A 15,614-nucleotide genomic window follows, 5' to 3' on the forward strand; every position below is an offset into this window, starting at 1 on the left:
GATCATGCCATCGACAGGCGCAGAGCCTCGGCTCAGATGACGATGCGCACCTTGGTCACGTAGCCCACCCCGTGCGTGAAACGGCAATAGCTGATGATCGAGACCTGACTACCCTGAGCTGCTTCGTAGCCGAGGCCAGCGGCGGTGGCGGCTGCACACCGGGACTTCGTCGAGCCCGTCCACGACCCGTAGATGACGCCGGCGGAGGCAGGCCCGGCTGCCGCGACCGCCCCTCCGGACACGAGGGTGGCTACGGCCAGCGCGGTGCCCATACGTGTGAACTTCACGGGGTGTTCCTCTCAGGTCGACCTGCTGCGGATGAGCCGCCGAGCCTAGGTGATGACCTGCGCGCACTGCGGGACGTGGCGCTCATGAACTCTCGTCGAGCGGTGCATCGGCTGGTCACGCGAGGGTGGTCGGTCAGCCGAGCGGGGCGGCGAGGTCCCAGCCCGCGGCGACGACCTCGTCGACGGCGGCGACGGCCACCTCGAGGCGTTGCTCCGGCGTGCCGTGAACCTCCACCCACGGGACGCCGCGGTTGGCCTCGACCTGGCGCAGCACCTCGCGGAAGCGCTGCTGCATCGACTCGCGCACGTGCTCGCCGTCGCGCATCCCGTCCTGCACGAACGGGATCTCTTCGCCGGTGAGCAGGTAGAGCGACGGCACCGGTCGGCGGTGGGCGAGGGCCACCACCGTCTCGGACGCGCGGCCCACGTACCGCTCGTGCCACAGCGTGGTGGCGAGCACGTCGGTGTCGCAGATGAGCAGGGGGCGGGCGACGCGCCCGGCAGCGCCGTCCTCGAGCTCGGCCTGCACCCGCGCCACGAGGTCGAACTCGGCCGACTGCCAGGGCGCCTCGAACCCGCCGGGCCGCTCGGCCGTCCACTCGCGCCCGTACTCGGGCACGACCGCGGTGTTGTAGTGCTCGCCGAGGGCCGTCGCGAGCGTCGTCGACCCGGTCGACTCGGCCCCGAGCACGACGACGCGGCGGGTGAACCACCGACGCACGGGGGTCGGCAGCGCCCACCAGTTCGCCGCCGGGTCGGCGCGCACCGCGGTGCCCGAGATCGGCGTCGACGCGCGCCCGGGGTCGACCTGAACCCACGTCGCGCCGAGCCGTCGGGCCATCTCCCGCCCGTACTCGTCACTGGTGAACACCGCGTCGACCGGGCCGTCGAGGTGCGACTCGATGACCTCCATGTGCAGGTCCCAGACCTCGGGGGAGTCGAAGTCGACCTCGTGCTCGTCGGGCGCCGCGACGACGCGCGCGTCGGGGTGCTCGCCGGCCACCCACGCCACCCGGGTGTCCACGTCGATCGACTCGACGGCGTGCGCCATCACCTCGACGGTGACGCGGTCGCAGCTCGAGGTCGCCGCGCGCACGAGCGCCTGGTGCCCGGCGTGGAAGGGGTAGAACTTGCCGATGACGAGACCGTGCCCGAAGCGCCGGCCGCTTTGCGTGTCAGCAGTTTTCACGGATGCCGTCGTGCCCGGGTCGCTCACGCCGCCACCTCCCGCGCGGGTACGGGTGCCGGCCGGACGGCATCCTCGCGGGCCCGGCGCCACTGGCGCAGGCCGACGACGCACAGGGCGAGGAACCCGACGTAGAGCACGGCCGTGAGGGCCAGGCCCTTGTGCAGGTAGAGCGGGACGTAGACGACGTCGGCCGCAATCCAGAAGGCCCAGTTGCCGACCCACTTGAGGCCCAGCATGACCTGCGCGACGAGGCTGAGCGAGGTCGTCAGCGCGTCCCACGTCGCGACGTCGGAGTCGGTGTGGCTCGTCAGCACCGACCACACCGCGAGGGTCAGGATGCCGGTCGCCACCACCGCGGCCACCCACCCCCAGCGCGGGGTGGCCCGCACCCGCAGGGCCGTGCGGTCGGGGCCGCCGCGCAGCCACCAGAACCAGCCGAGCAGCCCGAGCACGATGTAGACGACCTGCAGCGCGGCGTCGGCATAGAGCCCGGCGCCGACGAACAGGACGATGAAGAAGACGTTGTTGACGATGCCGACGGGGAAGTTCCAGATGCTGCGGCGCACCGTCAGCCAGACGCACAGGCCGCCCGTGACGAAGCCGACGACCTCGGTCCAGTCCATGGGCGACAACGTATCCCGTGGCCGGGCAGGGGGCCCGACCGGCCGTTATGCGCCCGCCCTGAGCCCGACCCTGACGGATGTCATGGGTGGGTCGTGACGACCGCCGGAGGCCGGAGTGGCCGAAGGCGGGCAGGGTGGTCGTCATGGACAGGACACGGAACGGCGCACCGGCGGTCGAGCTGGCGGGCGTGACGAAGAGCTTCAAGGGCCCGCGCGGCAGCCGGGTCGAGGCGGTGCGGGGCATCGACCTGCGCATCGACGCGGGCGAGGTCGTCGCCTTCCTCGGCCCCAACGGCGCCGGCAAGACGACGACCCTCGACATGGTGCTCGGCCTGACGATGCCGACCGACGGCACCGTGCGGGTCTTCGGTGACGCGCCGCGCGCCGCCGTCGACGCCGGCCTCGTGTCGGCCGTGCTGCAGACCGGCGGCCTGCTGCGCGACCTCACCGTCGTCGAGACGGTGCGGATGCTCGCCTCGACCTACCCGTCGCACACCCCCGTCGCCGAGGTGGTGGAGCGGGCCGGCCTCGGGCCCCTCGTCGACCGCAAGGTGTCGAAGTGCTCGGGTGGTGAGCAGCAGCGGCTGCGGTTCGCCCTCGCGCTGCTGCCCGACCCGCGGCTGCTCGTGCTCGACGAGCCCACCGCCGGCATGGACGTGACCGCCCGCCGCGACTTCTGGGACACGATGCGCGCCGACGCCACGGCCGGGCGGACCGTCGTCTTCGCGACGCACTACCTCGAGGAGGCAGACGCCTTCGCCGACCGCATCGTCCTCGTCGCCGACGGCCGCCTCGTCGCCGACGGCAGCACGGCGCAGATCCGCTCGCGGGCGAGCGGCCGCACCGTGTCGGCGACCCTGCCCGACGGTTCCGCCGGCGACGGGGCCGACCCGGGCGGCGTCGTCGCCCGGCTGCGGTCGGAACCGGGCGTGCACTCCGTCGAGCAGCGCGGCAGCCGGGTCGTCGTCACGGCGACCGACAGCGACGCCGTCGCCCGGCTGCTGCTCGGCGAGCTCGGCGGACGCGACCTCGAGATCGTCACCGCCAGCCTCGAGCAGGCCTTCATGGCCATCACCTCCGACACCACCTCCGACACCACCCACGACTCGATCACGGAGACCGTCCGATGAACCCGACCTACACCCTGCTCGAGATGCGCCGGGTCACGCGCAACTACACCGGCATGTTCTTCACCGCCGTGCTGCCCGCGTTCCTCTACCTCGTCTTCGGCTCGACGGTGCAGGCCAAGGACGAGACGGTCGGCAACGGCAACGTCGCCATGTACGTGATGATCAGCATGGCGGCCTACGGCGCCGTGCTCGCGACGACGAGCGTCGGGGGCAACGCGGCCCTCGAGCGCCAGCAGGGCTGGGGCCGCCAGCTCGGCCTCACACCGCTGCGCGACTCCGGCTACATCGGCATGAAAGCGATCATCGGGATGACCGTCGCCGCCATCCCGATCGTGCTCATCTACCTGCTCGGCGGGCTCACCGGTGCCCGGGGCGACGCGGGGGCCTGGGTGCTCAGCGCCCTCATCTGCCTCGCCGGCTCGTCGATCTTCTCCCTCTACGGCCTGCTCATGGGCTCGGCCTTCCGCTCGGAGGCGGCCCTCGGCGCCGCGACCGGCTCGGTCATCATCTTCGCGTTCCTCGGCAACGTCTTCGTGCCACTCTCGGGGGTGATGCTGACGATCGCCAAGTTCACGCCGCTCTACGGCTACGTCGGGCTGGCCCGCTACCCCGTCACCGAGGGCAACCTCGCCGACGGGTCGTTCGACCCGCTCTGGGTGCCGCTCACCAACGCCCTCGTCTGGCTCGCCGTCTTCGCCGTCGGCGCCGTGTACTTCACCCGCAAGGGCCGGGAGCGCCAGTGACCCAGGCCGAGCGCGACGTCCGGCGGGCGGCACCCCCCGACCCGCCGGCATCCGCCGCATCCACCCCCGTGACGGATGCCGGTGGGCCGGCCGGCGACGACACCGTGCGCAACCCGTGGGAGCGGTTCGGCGTCGTCATGCGCTCGGTCTGGCTCGTCTTCCTCATCTACCCGCTGCTCGCGGTGCTCGGCGTGGACTCTTGGATGGCCAAGGCGTACGGCGTGCTGCTCATCGCCGCCTTCGTCGTCGTCTACGTCTTCGGGATGGAGCGGCTCGACGCCCGACAGGAGCGCCGCTACGTCCCCGCCTCGTGGTCGCCCACGCGCAGTCTCGTGCTGCTCACGCTGCTGGCGCTCGCGGAGGCGCCCGTCATCGGGCTCGACGCCCTCGGCTTCGCGCCCTTCGTGCTCTCGTTCGCGATGTTCGCCCTGCCGGTGCGCTGGGCGTTCGCCGTCTGCGGCGTGTGCGTCGCCGTCGTGCTGCTGCTGCCGCTGGCGCTGGGCCGGCTCGAGGAGTGGTGGTCGTTCGGCGTCGTCGTGCTCTCGGTGGGGGTCGCCGTCGGCCTCGTCCGCGTCGCGACCGAGGCCGGCGAGCGGTTCGAGCAGGTGCGGGACCGGCTCGCCGTCGTCGCCGAGCGCGAACGGGTGGCACGCGACGTGCACGACGTGCTCGGCCACTCGCTCACCGTCGTCACCCTCAAGGCCGAGCTCGCCGAGCGGCTCGTCGACCGCGACCCCGAGCGGGCCCGGGCCGAGCTCGTCGAGATCCAGACGCTGACGCGGCAGGCGCTGGCCGAGATCCGCGAGACGGTCGGCGGCCTGCGCGCCGCCCGGCTCGACCACGAGCTCGACTCGGCCCGGAGCGCGCTCGCCGCGGCCGGCATCGCCTCGAACCTCGCGGCCGACGGGGCCCTCGACGTCGGCGTCGTCGACCCCCGGCACCGCATGGTCCTCGCCTGGGTGCTGCGCGAGGCGGTGACGAACGTCGTGCGCCACAGCGACGCCGACCGGTGCGACGTCGAGCTCGGCACCGCCCGCCTCGTCGTCACCGACGACGGCCGCGGGGTCGAGGGCCGACCCGAGGGCAACGGCATCCGGGGGCTGCGCGAGCGCGTCGCGGCGGCGGGTGGCACCGTGTCGCTGCAGACCGGCCGTGACGGGCACGGCACCGTGCTGGAGGTGACGATGTGAGCGGGACCATCAAGGTGCTGCTGGCCGACGACCAGGCCCTGGTGCGAGGGGCGCTGGCCGCGCTGCTCGACCTCGAGACCGACCTCGAGGTCGTCGCCGAGGTCGGTACCGGCGACGCCGTCGTCGACACCGCCCGGTCGTCGGGCGCCGACGTCTGCCTGCTCGACATCGAGATGCCCGGGCTCGACGGCATCGCGGCCGCAGCCGCCGTGCGCGCCGCCCTGCCTGGGGTGCGGACCCTCATCGTCACGACTTTCGGGCGGCCGGGCTACCTGCGCCGGGCGCTCGAGGCGGGGGCGTCGGGGTTCGTCGTCAAGGACACCCCGGCCCGCCAGCTCGCCGAGGCCGTGCGCAAGGTGCACGCGGGGCTGCGGGTCGTCGACCCGTCGCTCGCCACCGAGTCGCTCGCCGACGGCGCCAACCCGCTCACCGAGCGCGAGCAGGACGTGCTGCGGGTCGCGCTCGACGGCGGCACCGTCGCCGAGATCGCCGGTCGCGTGCACCTCTCGGCCGGAACCGTGCGCAACCACCTGAGCAGCGCGATCGGCAAGACGTCGACCTCCACCCGGGCGCAGGCCGCGCGCGTCGCGCAGGACCGCGGCTGGTTGTGAGCCGCGACCCCTCGGTGCACCGCGTCAGGGGCCGCCGCTGAGGGAGTACTGCGCCACGGCGGCACCGTCGCGCACCCACACGACGACGGGGACGGCATCCGGCACCCGGGGCATCGGCTCGCTGAGGATCGCGCCCCCGCCGGAGGTGGTGCCGACCTCGCGGGCGGTCGCCGGGAGCGGGAGCCCGCCGGTGGCGCGCAGGTAGTCACGGTCGGCCAGGTGCACCTTGGGCGGCGCGGGCGACGGCGTGAGGCCGGCCTCGCCGGTCTCGGCCCGCACCCAGGCCAGCCGCCCGCACAACGCGGTGACGGCCACGAGCAGCACGATGACTGCGAGGGCCGCCGGACTCCCGTGTCGAGGGCGATGCACGGCCCCGACCGTAGCCCTGGCGGCCCCCGGGTGTCACCAGTTCGGCGTCAGACCCGCCGGGTGTGTCGGCAGCGGCACGTCGGACGGGTGGATGACGTAGGTGACGCCGCCGGTGGCCTCCTGCCAGACCTTCTCGAAGTTCGCGCGCGTGTAGACGTGCCGCACGGCCGCGTCGGAGGGCGAGGCGGGGTCGTTGATGACCGGGTCGCCGTCGGCGGTGAAGCCGACGAGCACGAGCAGGTGCCCGTTCGTGTCGTAGCCCGCCTCCGGCATCTCGTCGAGATCCCACGACGCCGAGAAGACGAGGGGGATGCCGGCGGAGACGAACCGCTCGGCCTCGGCCAGTGAGCGCAGCCGTGTCACCTGCGCGTCGAGGCCGAAGCGGTGCGCGTAGGCGGCGTTGAAGGGCCAGTTGCCGGAGCCCTCGTACGTGTAGTCCCACGTGTTGATCGCGGCGTAGGGCACCTGCGGGTCGCCGTTCGGCGAGACGACGTCGGCGAGCTCGCGTGGCGGCACCCGGTGCTGCCGCCCCCAGAAGTACTGGACCATCGACGTCGACGTCGGTGAGCACCACACCTCGCCGCCCCCGCCGTACTGCGGGTACTCGCCGCGGTGGATGTTCTGCGAGAAGCGCGGCACGGGCAGCTCGGTGGCCCGCCCGAGCGTGAAGGTGCTCGTGCCCGGGTACTCGCCGAGCAGCTCGTTCGTCATCGTGCTGATGCCGTCGAGCTTCGGGCTCGCGTTGGTGCCCTCGGGCTTGAGCAGGGTGACCCGCGTCTGGAAGGCGACGGGCTCGTGGCCGGTGCGGGCCGAGAACGTGTCGGTCCAGATGTTCGCGTTCTCGTCGCCCTGTCCGTCGACGGACGTGCGGTGGATGTCGCCCTCGGCGTAGTCGTCGCCGGAGGTCCAGCGGCCCATGACGTACCACTTCGTCCACGTCCCGTCGGCGAGGCGTCCGCGGAAGGTGGTCTCGACGAAGGTCCCCGTCGGCGTGCGGGCGTTCCACGACGAGATCGACTCGTCGACGGCGTAGCCGGGTGTGACGACGGGCGAGGTCCAGCTGCCCGTGACGTAGCGCCGGGCGGTGCCGTCGCCGAAGGGGTCGGTGTAGGTGACGCGGGCGCCGGCGCGGTTCGAGTCGATCGTGAGCGCCCCGCTGCCGTCGGGCCACACGTTGTCGAAGGTGCCCCGGTTCCAGTCGCGCAGGTCGTCCCAGTGCGTGACCGTGATCTTGGCCGTGTCGCCCTCACCGGATGCCGTCGTGGCGGGGTCGGCGGCGGCCGCACCTCCGGCCGCGACCCCGGCCGCCGGGACGGCGAGCAGGGTGACCACGGCGGCCACGCTGAGCGGGCGACGCAGGCGACCGGTCGTGTCGCGTCGGAAGGCGGGTCGGACGGTGCTCGTGGAGGTGGGCCGGGTGGGGCGCATGGGCGAGGCCTCGTGGGGTGCGGGGGCGCGGACCCGCTCCACTCTGCCCCTGCCCCCGTGACCCCGCGACCCGAGAACCGCGGCGCCGCACGGAGAGCCGGCCGACCGGCATCCTCTCGTCACCGTCGCGGCGCGTGGCGGGGGCCCACCCCGACCGATAGCGTCGGGCCCGTGAACATCATCTTCGTCGAGCCGAACTTCCCGGCGAACCAGCGCCGCTTCGTGCACGCCCTGGCCTCGGTGGGCGCGAACGTCTACGGCGTGGGCGAGTCCGACGACCACGAGCTCGGTGACGAGCTGCGCGGGGCGCTCGCGGGCTACTACCGCGTCGGGTCGGTGACGAACGTCGAGCAGATGGTCGAGGCGGTCCGGTTCTTCCAGGGCCAGACGTGGATCGACGCCCTCGAGGCGACCGTCGAGGCCCACACGATGCCCGCCGCGCAGGTGCGCGAGCAGACCGGCATCCCCGGCACGAGCGTGCACACGACGTGGCTGTGCCGCGACAAGCCGTCGATGAAGGAGGCGCTGCGCCGCGCCGGGGTGCCCACCGCCGCCAGCGCCGCCGTCGAGTCGGCCGAGCAGGCGCACGAGTTCGCCGACCGCGAGGGCTACCCCCTCATCCTCAAGCCGCGCGCGGGGGCGGGCGCGCAGGGCACCGTCCGCGTGAACGACGAGCACGAGCTCATGCACGCCCTGCAGGGCTACGCGCGCGAGGGCGCCACGAGCATCGCCATCGAGGAGTTCGTCGAGGGGCACGAGGGCTTCTACGACACGATCACCCTCGACGGGCGGGTCGTGCACGACTGGGCCACCCACTACTTCCCCAACGTCCTCGAGGCGATGCGCCACCGGTGGATCTCGCCGCAGTTCATCACGACGAACCGCATCGACGACCCGTCCATCGGGTTCTACGACGAGGTGCGCGAGCTCGGCCGCCGCGCCATCGAGGTGCTCGGCATCGAGACGTCCGCCACCCACATGGAGTGGTTCTACGGCCCGAAGGGCTTGCGGTTCAGCGAGATCGGATGCCGGCCGCCCGGCGTGGGTGCGTGGGACCTCTACTCCGCCGCGAACGAGGTCGACGTGTACCGCGAGTGGGCGCACGTCATCACCCACCGGTCCGTCGAGCAGCCGATGCGCCGCACGTACTCCGCCGGCATCGTCGCGCTGCGTCCCGACCACGAAGGTCACATCCGCGGCTACAGCGGCATCGACGATGTGCAGGACCGCTACGGGGAGTGGCTCATCGACGGTCACTTCCCCCCGGTCGGGCACGGCACGCAGGCGGTCGAGGCCGGCTACATGGCCAACGCCTACGTGCGTCTGCGCCACCCCGACTACGACACGGCCCGGTCGATGCTCGACGACATCGGGCGCACCGTCCACGTGCACGCCGGCTGACCGGGTACTGCCAGACCCATGACGACGATCCTGCTGGGCCCCCAGCGCTTCACCGTGACCGTGGCCGCCGTCGTGCGCTCGCTCGGGCTCGACGGCCCCGTCGCGATGATCAACTCCGGGTGGGAGGAGCGCGAGGACGACGACGGCGAGCTGAGCGGCCACTTCGCCGGCGCCGCCCGCAACCTGCGACTGCACCACCGGCTGCTCGACGCGATCGAGAAGGACCCGCAGTTCGCGGCCGACGCCCGCACCTTCCGCAACCGGCACGACGAGCTGCGCGCCTTCTACGGCATCCGGCTGCAGGCGGCTGTCGACGCCGTCGACGCGGTCCGTCACCGGACCTCCATCGAGCGGGTCGGCCCGGCCGCGGAGCAGGCCGCGGTCGAGGCGGTCCGTGACGTCGACGCCTGGTACACGTACGAGCTCGAGCAGCTCTACGCCGACGTGGCCGCGTCGTCGGGTGACCAGAGCGGCCCGATCGGCTGGCACCGCGGCGAGGTCGGGGCGATGCTCGACGAGTGCGCCGCGGTCGTCATCGCCGGGGGCAACGTGCGTACCCTGCTGCGCACCCTCCGGCTCTTCCGCGTGACGCTGCCGGCCGACCGCCCCGTCGTGGCGTGGTCGGCGGGGGCCATGGCCCTCACCGGCCGGGTCGTGCTCTTCAACGACTTCGCCTCGCAGGGCATCGCGGCGCCCGAGCTGCACGACACCGGGCTCGGTCGGCTGCCGAACGTCGTCGCCCTGCCGCACGCCCGACGACGCCTCCGGCTCGACGACCGTGAACGGATGTCGTTGCTGGCCAGACGTTTTCGCGATGACGACCTGCTCCTGCTCGACGACGGCACCGTCGTGCGCATCCCCGACGAGGATGCCGGTCTGCCGGCCGGTGCGCGCACCATCGGTACCGACGGCGCCGTCACGACGAGCGGCACGGTCCCGGTGGGGGCGGCGTCGGGGGCGACGGCCGCGTCGACCGCGCCCGACAGGACGGGGTCAGACGCATGAGCGCTGCGCGTCGACTGGCGATCAACCGCCTGCGTGAGGGAGGCCCCCTCGACGGCCCGGCCATCGACCGGTTCGTCGACCGGTACGGCTCGCCCATCATCGAGGGCGAGCGGGCGACCTTCCTCTTCCGCGGTGACGTCGACGAGGTGTGGGTGCGTCACCGTGTCGTCGGGCTGCCGGACGGCCTGCCGCTCAAGCGGATCGGTGAGTCGGACCTCTGGGCCGTGACGACGGTGCTGCCCGAGGGGTCGCGGGTGGAGTACCAGATCGAGATCCGCAAGGGTGAGAGCTACGAGCGCTTCAACGACCCGCTGAACCCGCGGGTGGCCCAGAGCCCGATGGGCTCGTCGTCGGTGTGCGCCGCCGTCGGGTACCGCGTGCCCGAGTGGGTGCACCACGACCCGGAGGCGCGCCCGGGCGAGCTCGTCGAGGAACAGGTGCGCAGCAAGGCGCTGCGCCGCGACCAGCCGATCCAGATCTACCTGCCGGCCCGGTTCAACCGCGCCCAGAGCTACCCGCTGCTCGTCGTGCACGACGGCACCGACTACCTCCAGTTCGCGGCGATGAAGACGGTGCTCGACAACCTCATCCACCGCCTCGACCTCGACCCGCTCGTCGCCGTCTTCGTGCCGCCGCGCGACCGGCTCAAGGAGTACCCGAACCACGCCCCGCACGCGCGCTTCGTCGCCCGCGAGCTGGTGCCGCTGCTGACGGAGCGGCTGCCCCTCATCGACACCCCCGAGGCGCGCTGCCTCATGGGCAGCTCGTTCGGCGGCATCGCGGCGTTCTCGACGGCAGTGCGCTACCCCGGGTTCTTCGGCTCCCTCATGCTGCAGTCGGCCTCGCTCGTGTTCACCGACATCGGCTTCGACCACGGTGGCGGGCCGGCGTTCGACCCGGTCGTGAAGTTCGTCAACGCCTTCCGGGAGAAGCCGCGTCAGGTCGTCGACCGCATCCACATGTCGTGCGGTGTCTACGAGCCGCTCATCACGCCGAACCGCTCGATGGTGCCGGTGCTGCGCCACACCGGGACGCGGGTGCGCTACGTCGAGTCGCGCGACGGGCACAACTGGGAGAACTGGCGCGACGGGCTGGGGGTGGGTCTGCCGTGGCTCTTCCCCGGCCCGCAGAAGTACGTGTACGAATGAGCCGCACCACCGAGCGCCGGGAGGCGAGATGAAGGTGACCGACCGCTGGTACTCCGAGCGGATCCACGAGGACGTCACGGTCGCCCGCTGGGGCAGCTACGGCGCTCCGGTCCTGCTCTTCCCGACCGCCGGCGGCGACGCCGAGGAGGTCGAGCGGCACCAGATGATCGAGCACCTCGCCCCGCTCATCGACGCGGGGCGGGCCAAGGTCTACTCCGTCGACAGCATCGCCGGTCGGGCCCTGGCCCAGCGTCGCGGCAACGCCGAGTACCAGCTCGCGCTCTTCAACCGGTTCCACGACGTCATCGCCCACGAGGTCATCCCGGCCATCCACTCCGACCTCGGCGGCCAGCCGATACCGGTGACCGTGGCCGGCGCCTCGATCGGGGCCTTCAACGCCCTCGCCATCACGTGCCGCTACCCCGAGCTCGTCCACTCCGCGGTGTGCATGAGCGGCACCTACGCCATCGAGCAGTTCCTCGGCGGCTTCGTCAACGACGACCTGTACTTCTCGTCGCCCCTGCGGTTCCTGCCCGGCCTCGAGGGGTCGCAGCTCGACACCCTCCGCCGGCGCATGGTCGTGTTCGCCTCCGGCAGCGGCCGGTGGGAGGACGTCGGCGAGTCGTGGGCCGTGGCCAAGGTGCTCGGCGAGAAGGGCGTCCCCAACCGGGTCGACGACTGGGGGCCCGGCTACGACCACGACTGGCCGACGTGGTGGGCCATGCTGCCCGTCTACCTCGACGACCTCCTGCCCTGAGTCACCCCCACCCCCGTCGAGAGGGCTCTTGGGCCCCCTCGAGTGGTCACCCTGAGTCGTCGTGCCGGCGCGTCGCCCATGAGACGGATGCCGTGCAGCCTCCCTCGCGTCGGACGTCGACCGCTGTGTGATGCCAGCCCCGGTCACCGCGACCCTCTGTGATGCCAACCGCGGCACATACGCCGCGTCTGGCATCACACAGCCGCTCGTCTGCTGCGTCTGGCATCACACAGCCGGCCCTTGGCCGTATCCGGCATGACCGCGTCGTGCGTCTGGCACCCCTGACGACCCAGAGGTGTCAGACGCACGTCAGGTCGCGCGTTCGACACCCGCGGGGCCCCAGAGGTGTCAGACACACACCGGCTCGGACGCCCGTGACGTCGCCGCTGCCCAAGTGCGGCGTATCAGGGGCGGTCGGGGTGTCTCCGACAGACGAGAGGCCGCCGCGACCGGTGGCCGGGCCTGGCGGAGGGCGACCATGGGCGTGACCGACGTGCTGCCGTTGATCAAGGCACCGGAGAGCTGGCCGGTGCCCGTCGTCGCGACCCTCGCCATGGTCGCGCTCGCCGGCCTCGACCTCGGCGGGGCGGTGCTGGCCAAGGAGTGGGCGGAGCAGGGCAGCGTGCGCGCCCTCGTCGTCGGCGCCGGCACGTTCCTCGTCCTGTTCTGGGTCTACGCGTCGTCGCTGCGCTACGCCGAGCTCGCCGTCGTGACGATGGGCTGGGTCGTCATGCTCCAGGTCGGTCTGCTCCTCATCGACCGCTGGCGCTACGGCGTCGAGCTGCCGCCCGGCAAGTGGGTGGCCGTGGCCGTCGTGCTCGCCGCCCAGGTCTACCTCGTGCTCGGCCCGAACACCGAGCGCATCCCCCCGGTCTGAGCCCACCGGCATCCGGGCAAGCAGGTCGGAGGTCGGGGAGCACCGATGCGCCCCGGGACCGGACGGTCCCGGGGCGCGAGACGGTGCGACCCCTCAGCGACCGAGGAAGTCGATGAGCACCCGGTTGAACTCGTCGGCGTGGCTGACGTTGAGCCCGTGCGGCCCACCGTGGACGACGTGCAGCTCGCTGCCGGCGACGGCCTCGTGGGTCCGCTTGCCGGACCCCTCGAACGGGACCGTGCCGTCGGCGTCGCCGTGGATGACGAGGGTGGGCACCGTGACGTGGGGCAGGTCGTCGCGGAAGTCGGTGGTGGCGAACGCCTCCATGCACTTCAGGGCCGCGTTCGTGTCGGCCTGGTGGGCGAGGGCGATGGCCTGCTGACGCTGCTCCTCCGTCACCTTGAGCTCGCCGTCGGCGGAGAAGAAGGCCGTCGTGAACTGGTCGTAGAAGGCGTCCTCGTCCTGCTTGAGACCCGACTCCATGCCGTCGGCGGCCTCCTGGTCGAGCGGCCCGTCGGGGTTGTCGTCGCCCTTCATGAGGTACGGCGGCACGGCGGCGGCGAAGACGACGCTGCGCACCCGCTCGGAGCCGTACTTCGTGGCGTAGCGGGCGACCTCGCCACCGCCCATGGAGAACCCGACGAGCGTGACGTCCTGCAGGTCGAGCTCGGTGAGCAGGGTGTGCAGGTCCTCGGTGAGGGTGTCGTAGTCGTAGCCCGACCCGGGCTTGTCGCTGCGACCGAAGCCGCGACGGTCGTACGTGACGACGCGGTAGCCCGCCGCGGTCAGCGCCGGGACCTGCTCGGACCACGACTCCCCGGAGAGCGGCCACCCGTGGATGAGCACCACCGGGCGGCCCGCGCCACCGGTGTCGTCGACGTGCAGGTTCGTGCTCCTGAACAGCCCGTGGTGGGCGGTGATCTCGGTCATCGCTGCTCCTTCGTCGTGCGTGCCGGACGGCTGTCGCGGCGCCTCGCCGGGATGGTTCGAGACGCGGGGCCGTGACGGATGGTCAACGGTTCAAGTACCCGGACAGCCGGGCGAACGGTCACGCCGCCGGGAGTGTGGCCCCGCCGGCGGTCTGGCACCGTGGGGGTCGTGACGGAGATCGACCCGACGCGAGCGCGCAGCTTCGGTGACCTGGCCGAGGCGTACGACCGCGCCCGGCCCGGCTACCCGGACGAAGCCGTCGACTGGCTCGTCCCGCCGGTCGCCCGCGTCGTCGCGGACGTCGCCGCGGGCACGGGGAAGCTGACCGGGTCGCTGCTCGCGCGGGGGCTCGTCGTCGAGGCGGTCGAGCCCGACGGCGCGATGCTCGCGGTGCTGCGCACCCGGCATCCGCTCGCTCGGCTGCACCAGGCCCCCGCCGAACGGCTGCCGCTCGCGACGGCCGGCGTCGACGCCGTCCTCGTCGCGCAGGCCTGGCACTGGCTGCGGCCCTACGACGCGACGAACGAGGTGCGGCGGGTGCTCCGGGGTGGTGGGAGCCTCGGTCTCGTGTGGAACACGCCGGACCCGCGGTCCGCGTGGGAGTTCGCCGCCCACGGGCTCGACCCGGCGGCGTGGGTGCCTCCGCGCGTCGCCGTGCCCGACGACGACCTGCCTTTCCCGACCGGCGAGGTGCAGACCGCGGAGTTCGCCTGGACGTGGACGGTCACCGCCGAGGAGTGGGTCGCGGCCGTCGCGACGCAGTCCGCGGTGTCGACCCTGCCGGCTCCCGAGCGGGAGGCGCTGCTCGCGGAGCGCCGGGCCGTGGTGCTCGGCCGCATCGAGGCGACCAACGCCCCGACCGTGCGCCTGCGTCACCGGGCGATGTGCCTGCGGTGGACCCCGGGCGTCGACGCCTCGTAGGCCGTCGGCCGCCACCCCTGCCACCATCACGACCACCACCACGGATGCCGTCGCGCAGCCACTCGCGAACGTCGGATTCCGCAGGCTTATGAACACATATGGTCGGTTTAACACTCAAAGACCGCACTCTCGGGTAACGTCGACGGAGGCCGGACACCCGGCCGCCCGCTGGGGGGCGGGTGCTCGAGCCGACGTTGGGGACTGTTCATGAGTAAGGGATTCGATGCTGAACCGCTGCTGACTCCGCGGGAGGTGGCCGCGATCTTCCGGGTGGACCCGAAGACCGTGAGTCGCTGGGGTGAGGCGGGCAAGCTGTCGACGGTGCGCACCCTGGGTGGCCACCGCCGCTTCTACCAGTCCGAGGTCGAGTCGCTGCTCGACTCGCACATCGAGAACGGTTGACCGACCACGGCCGGTCGAGACCGGCTGGTCGTCGCGGGCCGGGCGTTCCGACGCCAGACGCCGCCGCGCCCTAGGGTGAAGGGATGACCTTCTCCCGCAGGCTCGCTCGACCCGCCGCCCTCCTCCTCGTGGCAGGAGTGCCGCTGCTCGCCGCGTGCGGCGGAGACGCCTCTACGCCCTCGACCGGTGCGGGAGGGGCCATGTCGTCCTCCTCGATGGCGTCGATGACCCCGTCGAGCACGATGGCCGAGCCCTCGTCGAGCGAGCCGAGCATGGCGACGAGCTCCGAGACCGGCACCGCGTCGGCCCAGGACGCGCCCTACTGCTCGGCACTGAAGACCGCCGAGAAGGAGATCAGCAACCTCACCCAGGGCTCGCCGACGCCGGACGTGCTCAAGAAGTTCGTCACCGCGGTCAAGAAGGTCGAGGACCAGGCACCCTCCGACGTCAAGGGGGCGTGGACCGACTTCCGCGAGCTCATCCAGAAGGCGGCCGACGGCGACGCTGCCGCCCTCAAGGAGGGTGGTGCCCAGGTCAGCGCCCTCGGCGACACGGTGTCGGCCGACGCCAAGAAGCGCTGCGGCTTCACGTTCTGACGCGTGC

Annotated in this window: 18 protein-coding genes; 12 read left to right on the forward strand and 6 right to left on the reverse strand. The window is 72.5% G+C overall.

Annotation, left to right across the window (positions count from 1 at the left end):
* Window positions 1–32: 32 nt before the first annotated feature.
* The 3 genes from DFJ68_RS16220 to pnuC form a co-directional block, all read right to left on the reverse strand.
* On the reverse strand, window positions 33–287 hold the full coding sequence (locus DFJ68_RS16220) for a hypothetical protein (RefSeq protein WP_147431627.1): 255 nt from the start codon (window positions 285–287) through the stop codon (window positions 33–35).
* A gap of 133 nt (window positions 288–420) precedes the next feature.
* The gene (locus tag DFJ68_RS16225) at window positions 421–1,503 is read right to left on the reverse strand and encodes an AAA family ATPase (RefSeq protein WP_245963706.1); all 1,083 of its coding nucleotides are present in this window, start codon (window positions 1,501–1,503) and stop codon (window positions 421–423) included.
* Entirely contained in the window at window positions 1,500–2,099 is a 600-nt protein-coding gene (gene pnuC, locus DFJ68_RS16230; protein ID WP_121034622.1) for a nicotinamide riboside transporter PnuC, read from the reverse strand. The genes DFJ68_RS16225 and pnuC overlap by 4 nt, the downstream gene beginning before the upstream one ends.
* A gap of 143 nt (window positions 2,100–2,242) precedes the next feature.
* On the opposite strand from pnuC, the gene DFJ68_RS16235 reads away from it, so the two are divergent.
* From DFJ68_RS16235 to DFJ68_RS16250, 4 genes are read left to right on the forward strand one after another with little or no spacing between them, the layout of a single operon-like run.
* Window positions 2,243–3,229: an ABC transporter ATP-binding protein gene (locus tag DFJ68_RS16235; RefSeq protein WP_121035463.1), complete on the forward strand. Its 987-nt coding sequence runs from the start codon at window positions 2,243–2,245 to the stop codon at window positions 3,227–3,229.
* Entirely contained in the window at window positions 3,226–3,972 is a 747-nt protein-coding gene (locus tag DFJ68_RS16240) for an ABC transporter permease (protein WP_121034623.1), read from the forward strand. The genes DFJ68_RS16235 and DFJ68_RS16240 overlap by 4 nt, the downstream gene beginning before the upstream one ends.
* Window positions 3,969–5,162 carry a sensor histidine kinase gene (locus DFJ68_RS16245; RefSeq protein WP_211333401.1) on the forward strand — a complete coding sequence of 398 codons (1,194 nt, stop codon included), beginning with the start codon at window positions 3,969–3,971 and terminating at the stop codon, window positions 5,160–5,162. Before DFJ68_RS16240 ends, DFJ68_RS16245 begins: the two co-directional genes overlap by 4 nt.
* Window positions 5,159–5,773 (forward strand): response regulator transcription factor, encoded by a 615-nt coding sequence (locus DFJ68_RS16250; RefSeq protein ID WP_121034624.1) that lies wholly within the window; start codon window positions 5,159–5,161, stop codon window positions 5,771–5,773. Before DFJ68_RS16245 ends, DFJ68_RS16250 begins: the two co-directional genes overlap by 4 nt.
* 24 nt (window positions 5,774–5,797) lie before the next feature.
* On the opposite strand, the gene DFJ68_RS16255 is transcribed toward DFJ68_RS16250, so the two are convergent.
* Window positions 5,798–6,142, reverse strand: a complete 345-nt coding sequence (locus tag DFJ68_RS16255) for a hypothetical protein (protein WP_147431628.1) — start codon at window positions 6,140–6,142, stop codon at window positions 5,798–5,800.
* 33 nt (window positions 6,143–6,175) lie between these two features.
* A complete protein-coding gene (locus DFJ68_RS16260) occupies window positions 6,176–7,570 on the reverse strand; it encodes a C39 family peptidase (RefSeq protein ID WP_121035465.1) in 1,395 nt (464 codons plus the stop codon).
* A 171-nt stretch (window positions 7,571–7,741) separates the two neighbouring features.
* On the opposite strand from DFJ68_RS16260, the gene DFJ68_RS16265 reads away from it, so the two are divergent.
* The 5 genes from DFJ68_RS16265 to DFJ68_RS16285 all read left to right on the forward strand — a co-directional run bounded on the left by DFJ68_RS16265 (window position 7,742) and on the right by DFJ68_RS16285 (window position 12,758).
* Window positions 7,742–8,971 (forward strand): ATP-grasp domain-containing protein, encoded by a 1,230-nt coding sequence (locus DFJ68_RS16265; protein ID WP_121034626.1) that lies wholly within the window; start codon window positions 7,742–7,744, stop codon window positions 8,969–8,971.
* 18 nt (window positions 8,972–8,989) lie between these two features.
* Window positions 8,990–9,976, forward strand: coding sequence for a Type 1 glutamine amidotransferase-like domain-containing protein (locus tag DFJ68_RS16270; RefSeq protein ID WP_121034627.1), 987 nt, complete (start codon window positions 8,990–8,992; stop codon window positions 9,974–9,976).
* Window positions 9,973–11,124 carry an alpha/beta hydrolase-fold protein gene (locus tag DFJ68_RS16275; RefSeq protein ID WP_121034628.1) on the forward strand — a complete coding sequence of 384 codons (1,152 nt, stop codon included), beginning with the start codon at window positions 9,973–9,975 and terminating at the stop codon, window positions 11,122–11,124. The genes DFJ68_RS16270 and DFJ68_RS16275 overlap by 4 nt, the downstream gene beginning before the upstream one ends.
* Before the next feature lie 28 nt (window positions 11,125–11,152).
* The gene (locus DFJ68_RS16280) at window positions 11,153–11,881 is read left to right on the forward strand and encodes an esterase family protein (protein WP_121034629.1); all 729 of its coding nucleotides are present in this window, start codon (window positions 11,153–11,155) and stop codon (window positions 11,879–11,881) included.
* A 484-nt stretch (window positions 11,882–12,365) separates the two neighbouring features.
* On the forward strand, window positions 12,366–12,758 hold the full coding sequence (locus DFJ68_RS16285) for a hypothetical protein (protein WP_211333402.1): 393 nt from the start codon (window positions 12,366–12,368) through the stop codon (window positions 12,756–12,758).
* Between the two features lie 93 nt (window positions 12,759–12,851).
* On the opposite strand, the gene DFJ68_RS16290 is transcribed toward DFJ68_RS16285, so the two are convergent.
* Window positions 12,852–13,688 carry an alpha/beta fold hydrolase gene (locus DFJ68_RS16290; protein WP_121034631.1) on the reverse strand — a complete coding sequence of 279 codons (837 nt, stop codon included), beginning with the start codon at window positions 13,686–13,688 and terminating at the stop codon, window positions 12,852–12,854.
* Window positions 13,689–13,856: 168 nt separating this feature from the next.
* Between DFJ68_RS16290 and DFJ68_RS16295 the strand changes: the two genes are divergently transcribed.
* The 3 genes from DFJ68_RS16295 (at window position 13,857) to DFJ68_RS18160 (ending at window position 15,607) form a co-directional block, all read left to right on the forward strand.
* A complete protein-coding gene (locus DFJ68_RS16295; RefSeq protein ID WP_170165800.1) occupies window positions 13,857–14,609 on the forward strand; it encodes a class I SAM-dependent methyltransferase in 753 nt (250 codons plus the stop codon).
* A 207-nt stretch (window positions 14,610–14,816) separates the two neighbouring features.
* Window positions 14,817–15,011: a BldC family transcriptional regulator gene (locus tag DFJ68_RS16300; protein WP_121034633.1), complete on the forward strand. Its 195-nt coding sequence runs from the start codon at window positions 14,817–14,819 to the stop codon at window positions 15,009–15,011.
* 83 nt (window positions 15,012–15,094) lie between these two features.
* The gene (locus DFJ68_RS18160; RefSeq protein WP_147431629.1) at window positions 15,095–15,607 is read left to right on the forward strand and encodes a hypothetical protein; all 513 of its coding nucleotides are present in this window, start codon (window positions 15,095–15,097) and stop codon (window positions 15,605–15,607) included.
* Window positions 15,608–15,614 lie beyond the last annotated feature (7 nt).

The organism is Terracoccus luteus (assembly GCF_003635045.1).
Classification (GTDB): Bacteria; Actinomycetota; Actinomycetes; order Actinomycetales; family Dermatophilaceae; genus Terracoccus; species Terracoccus luteus.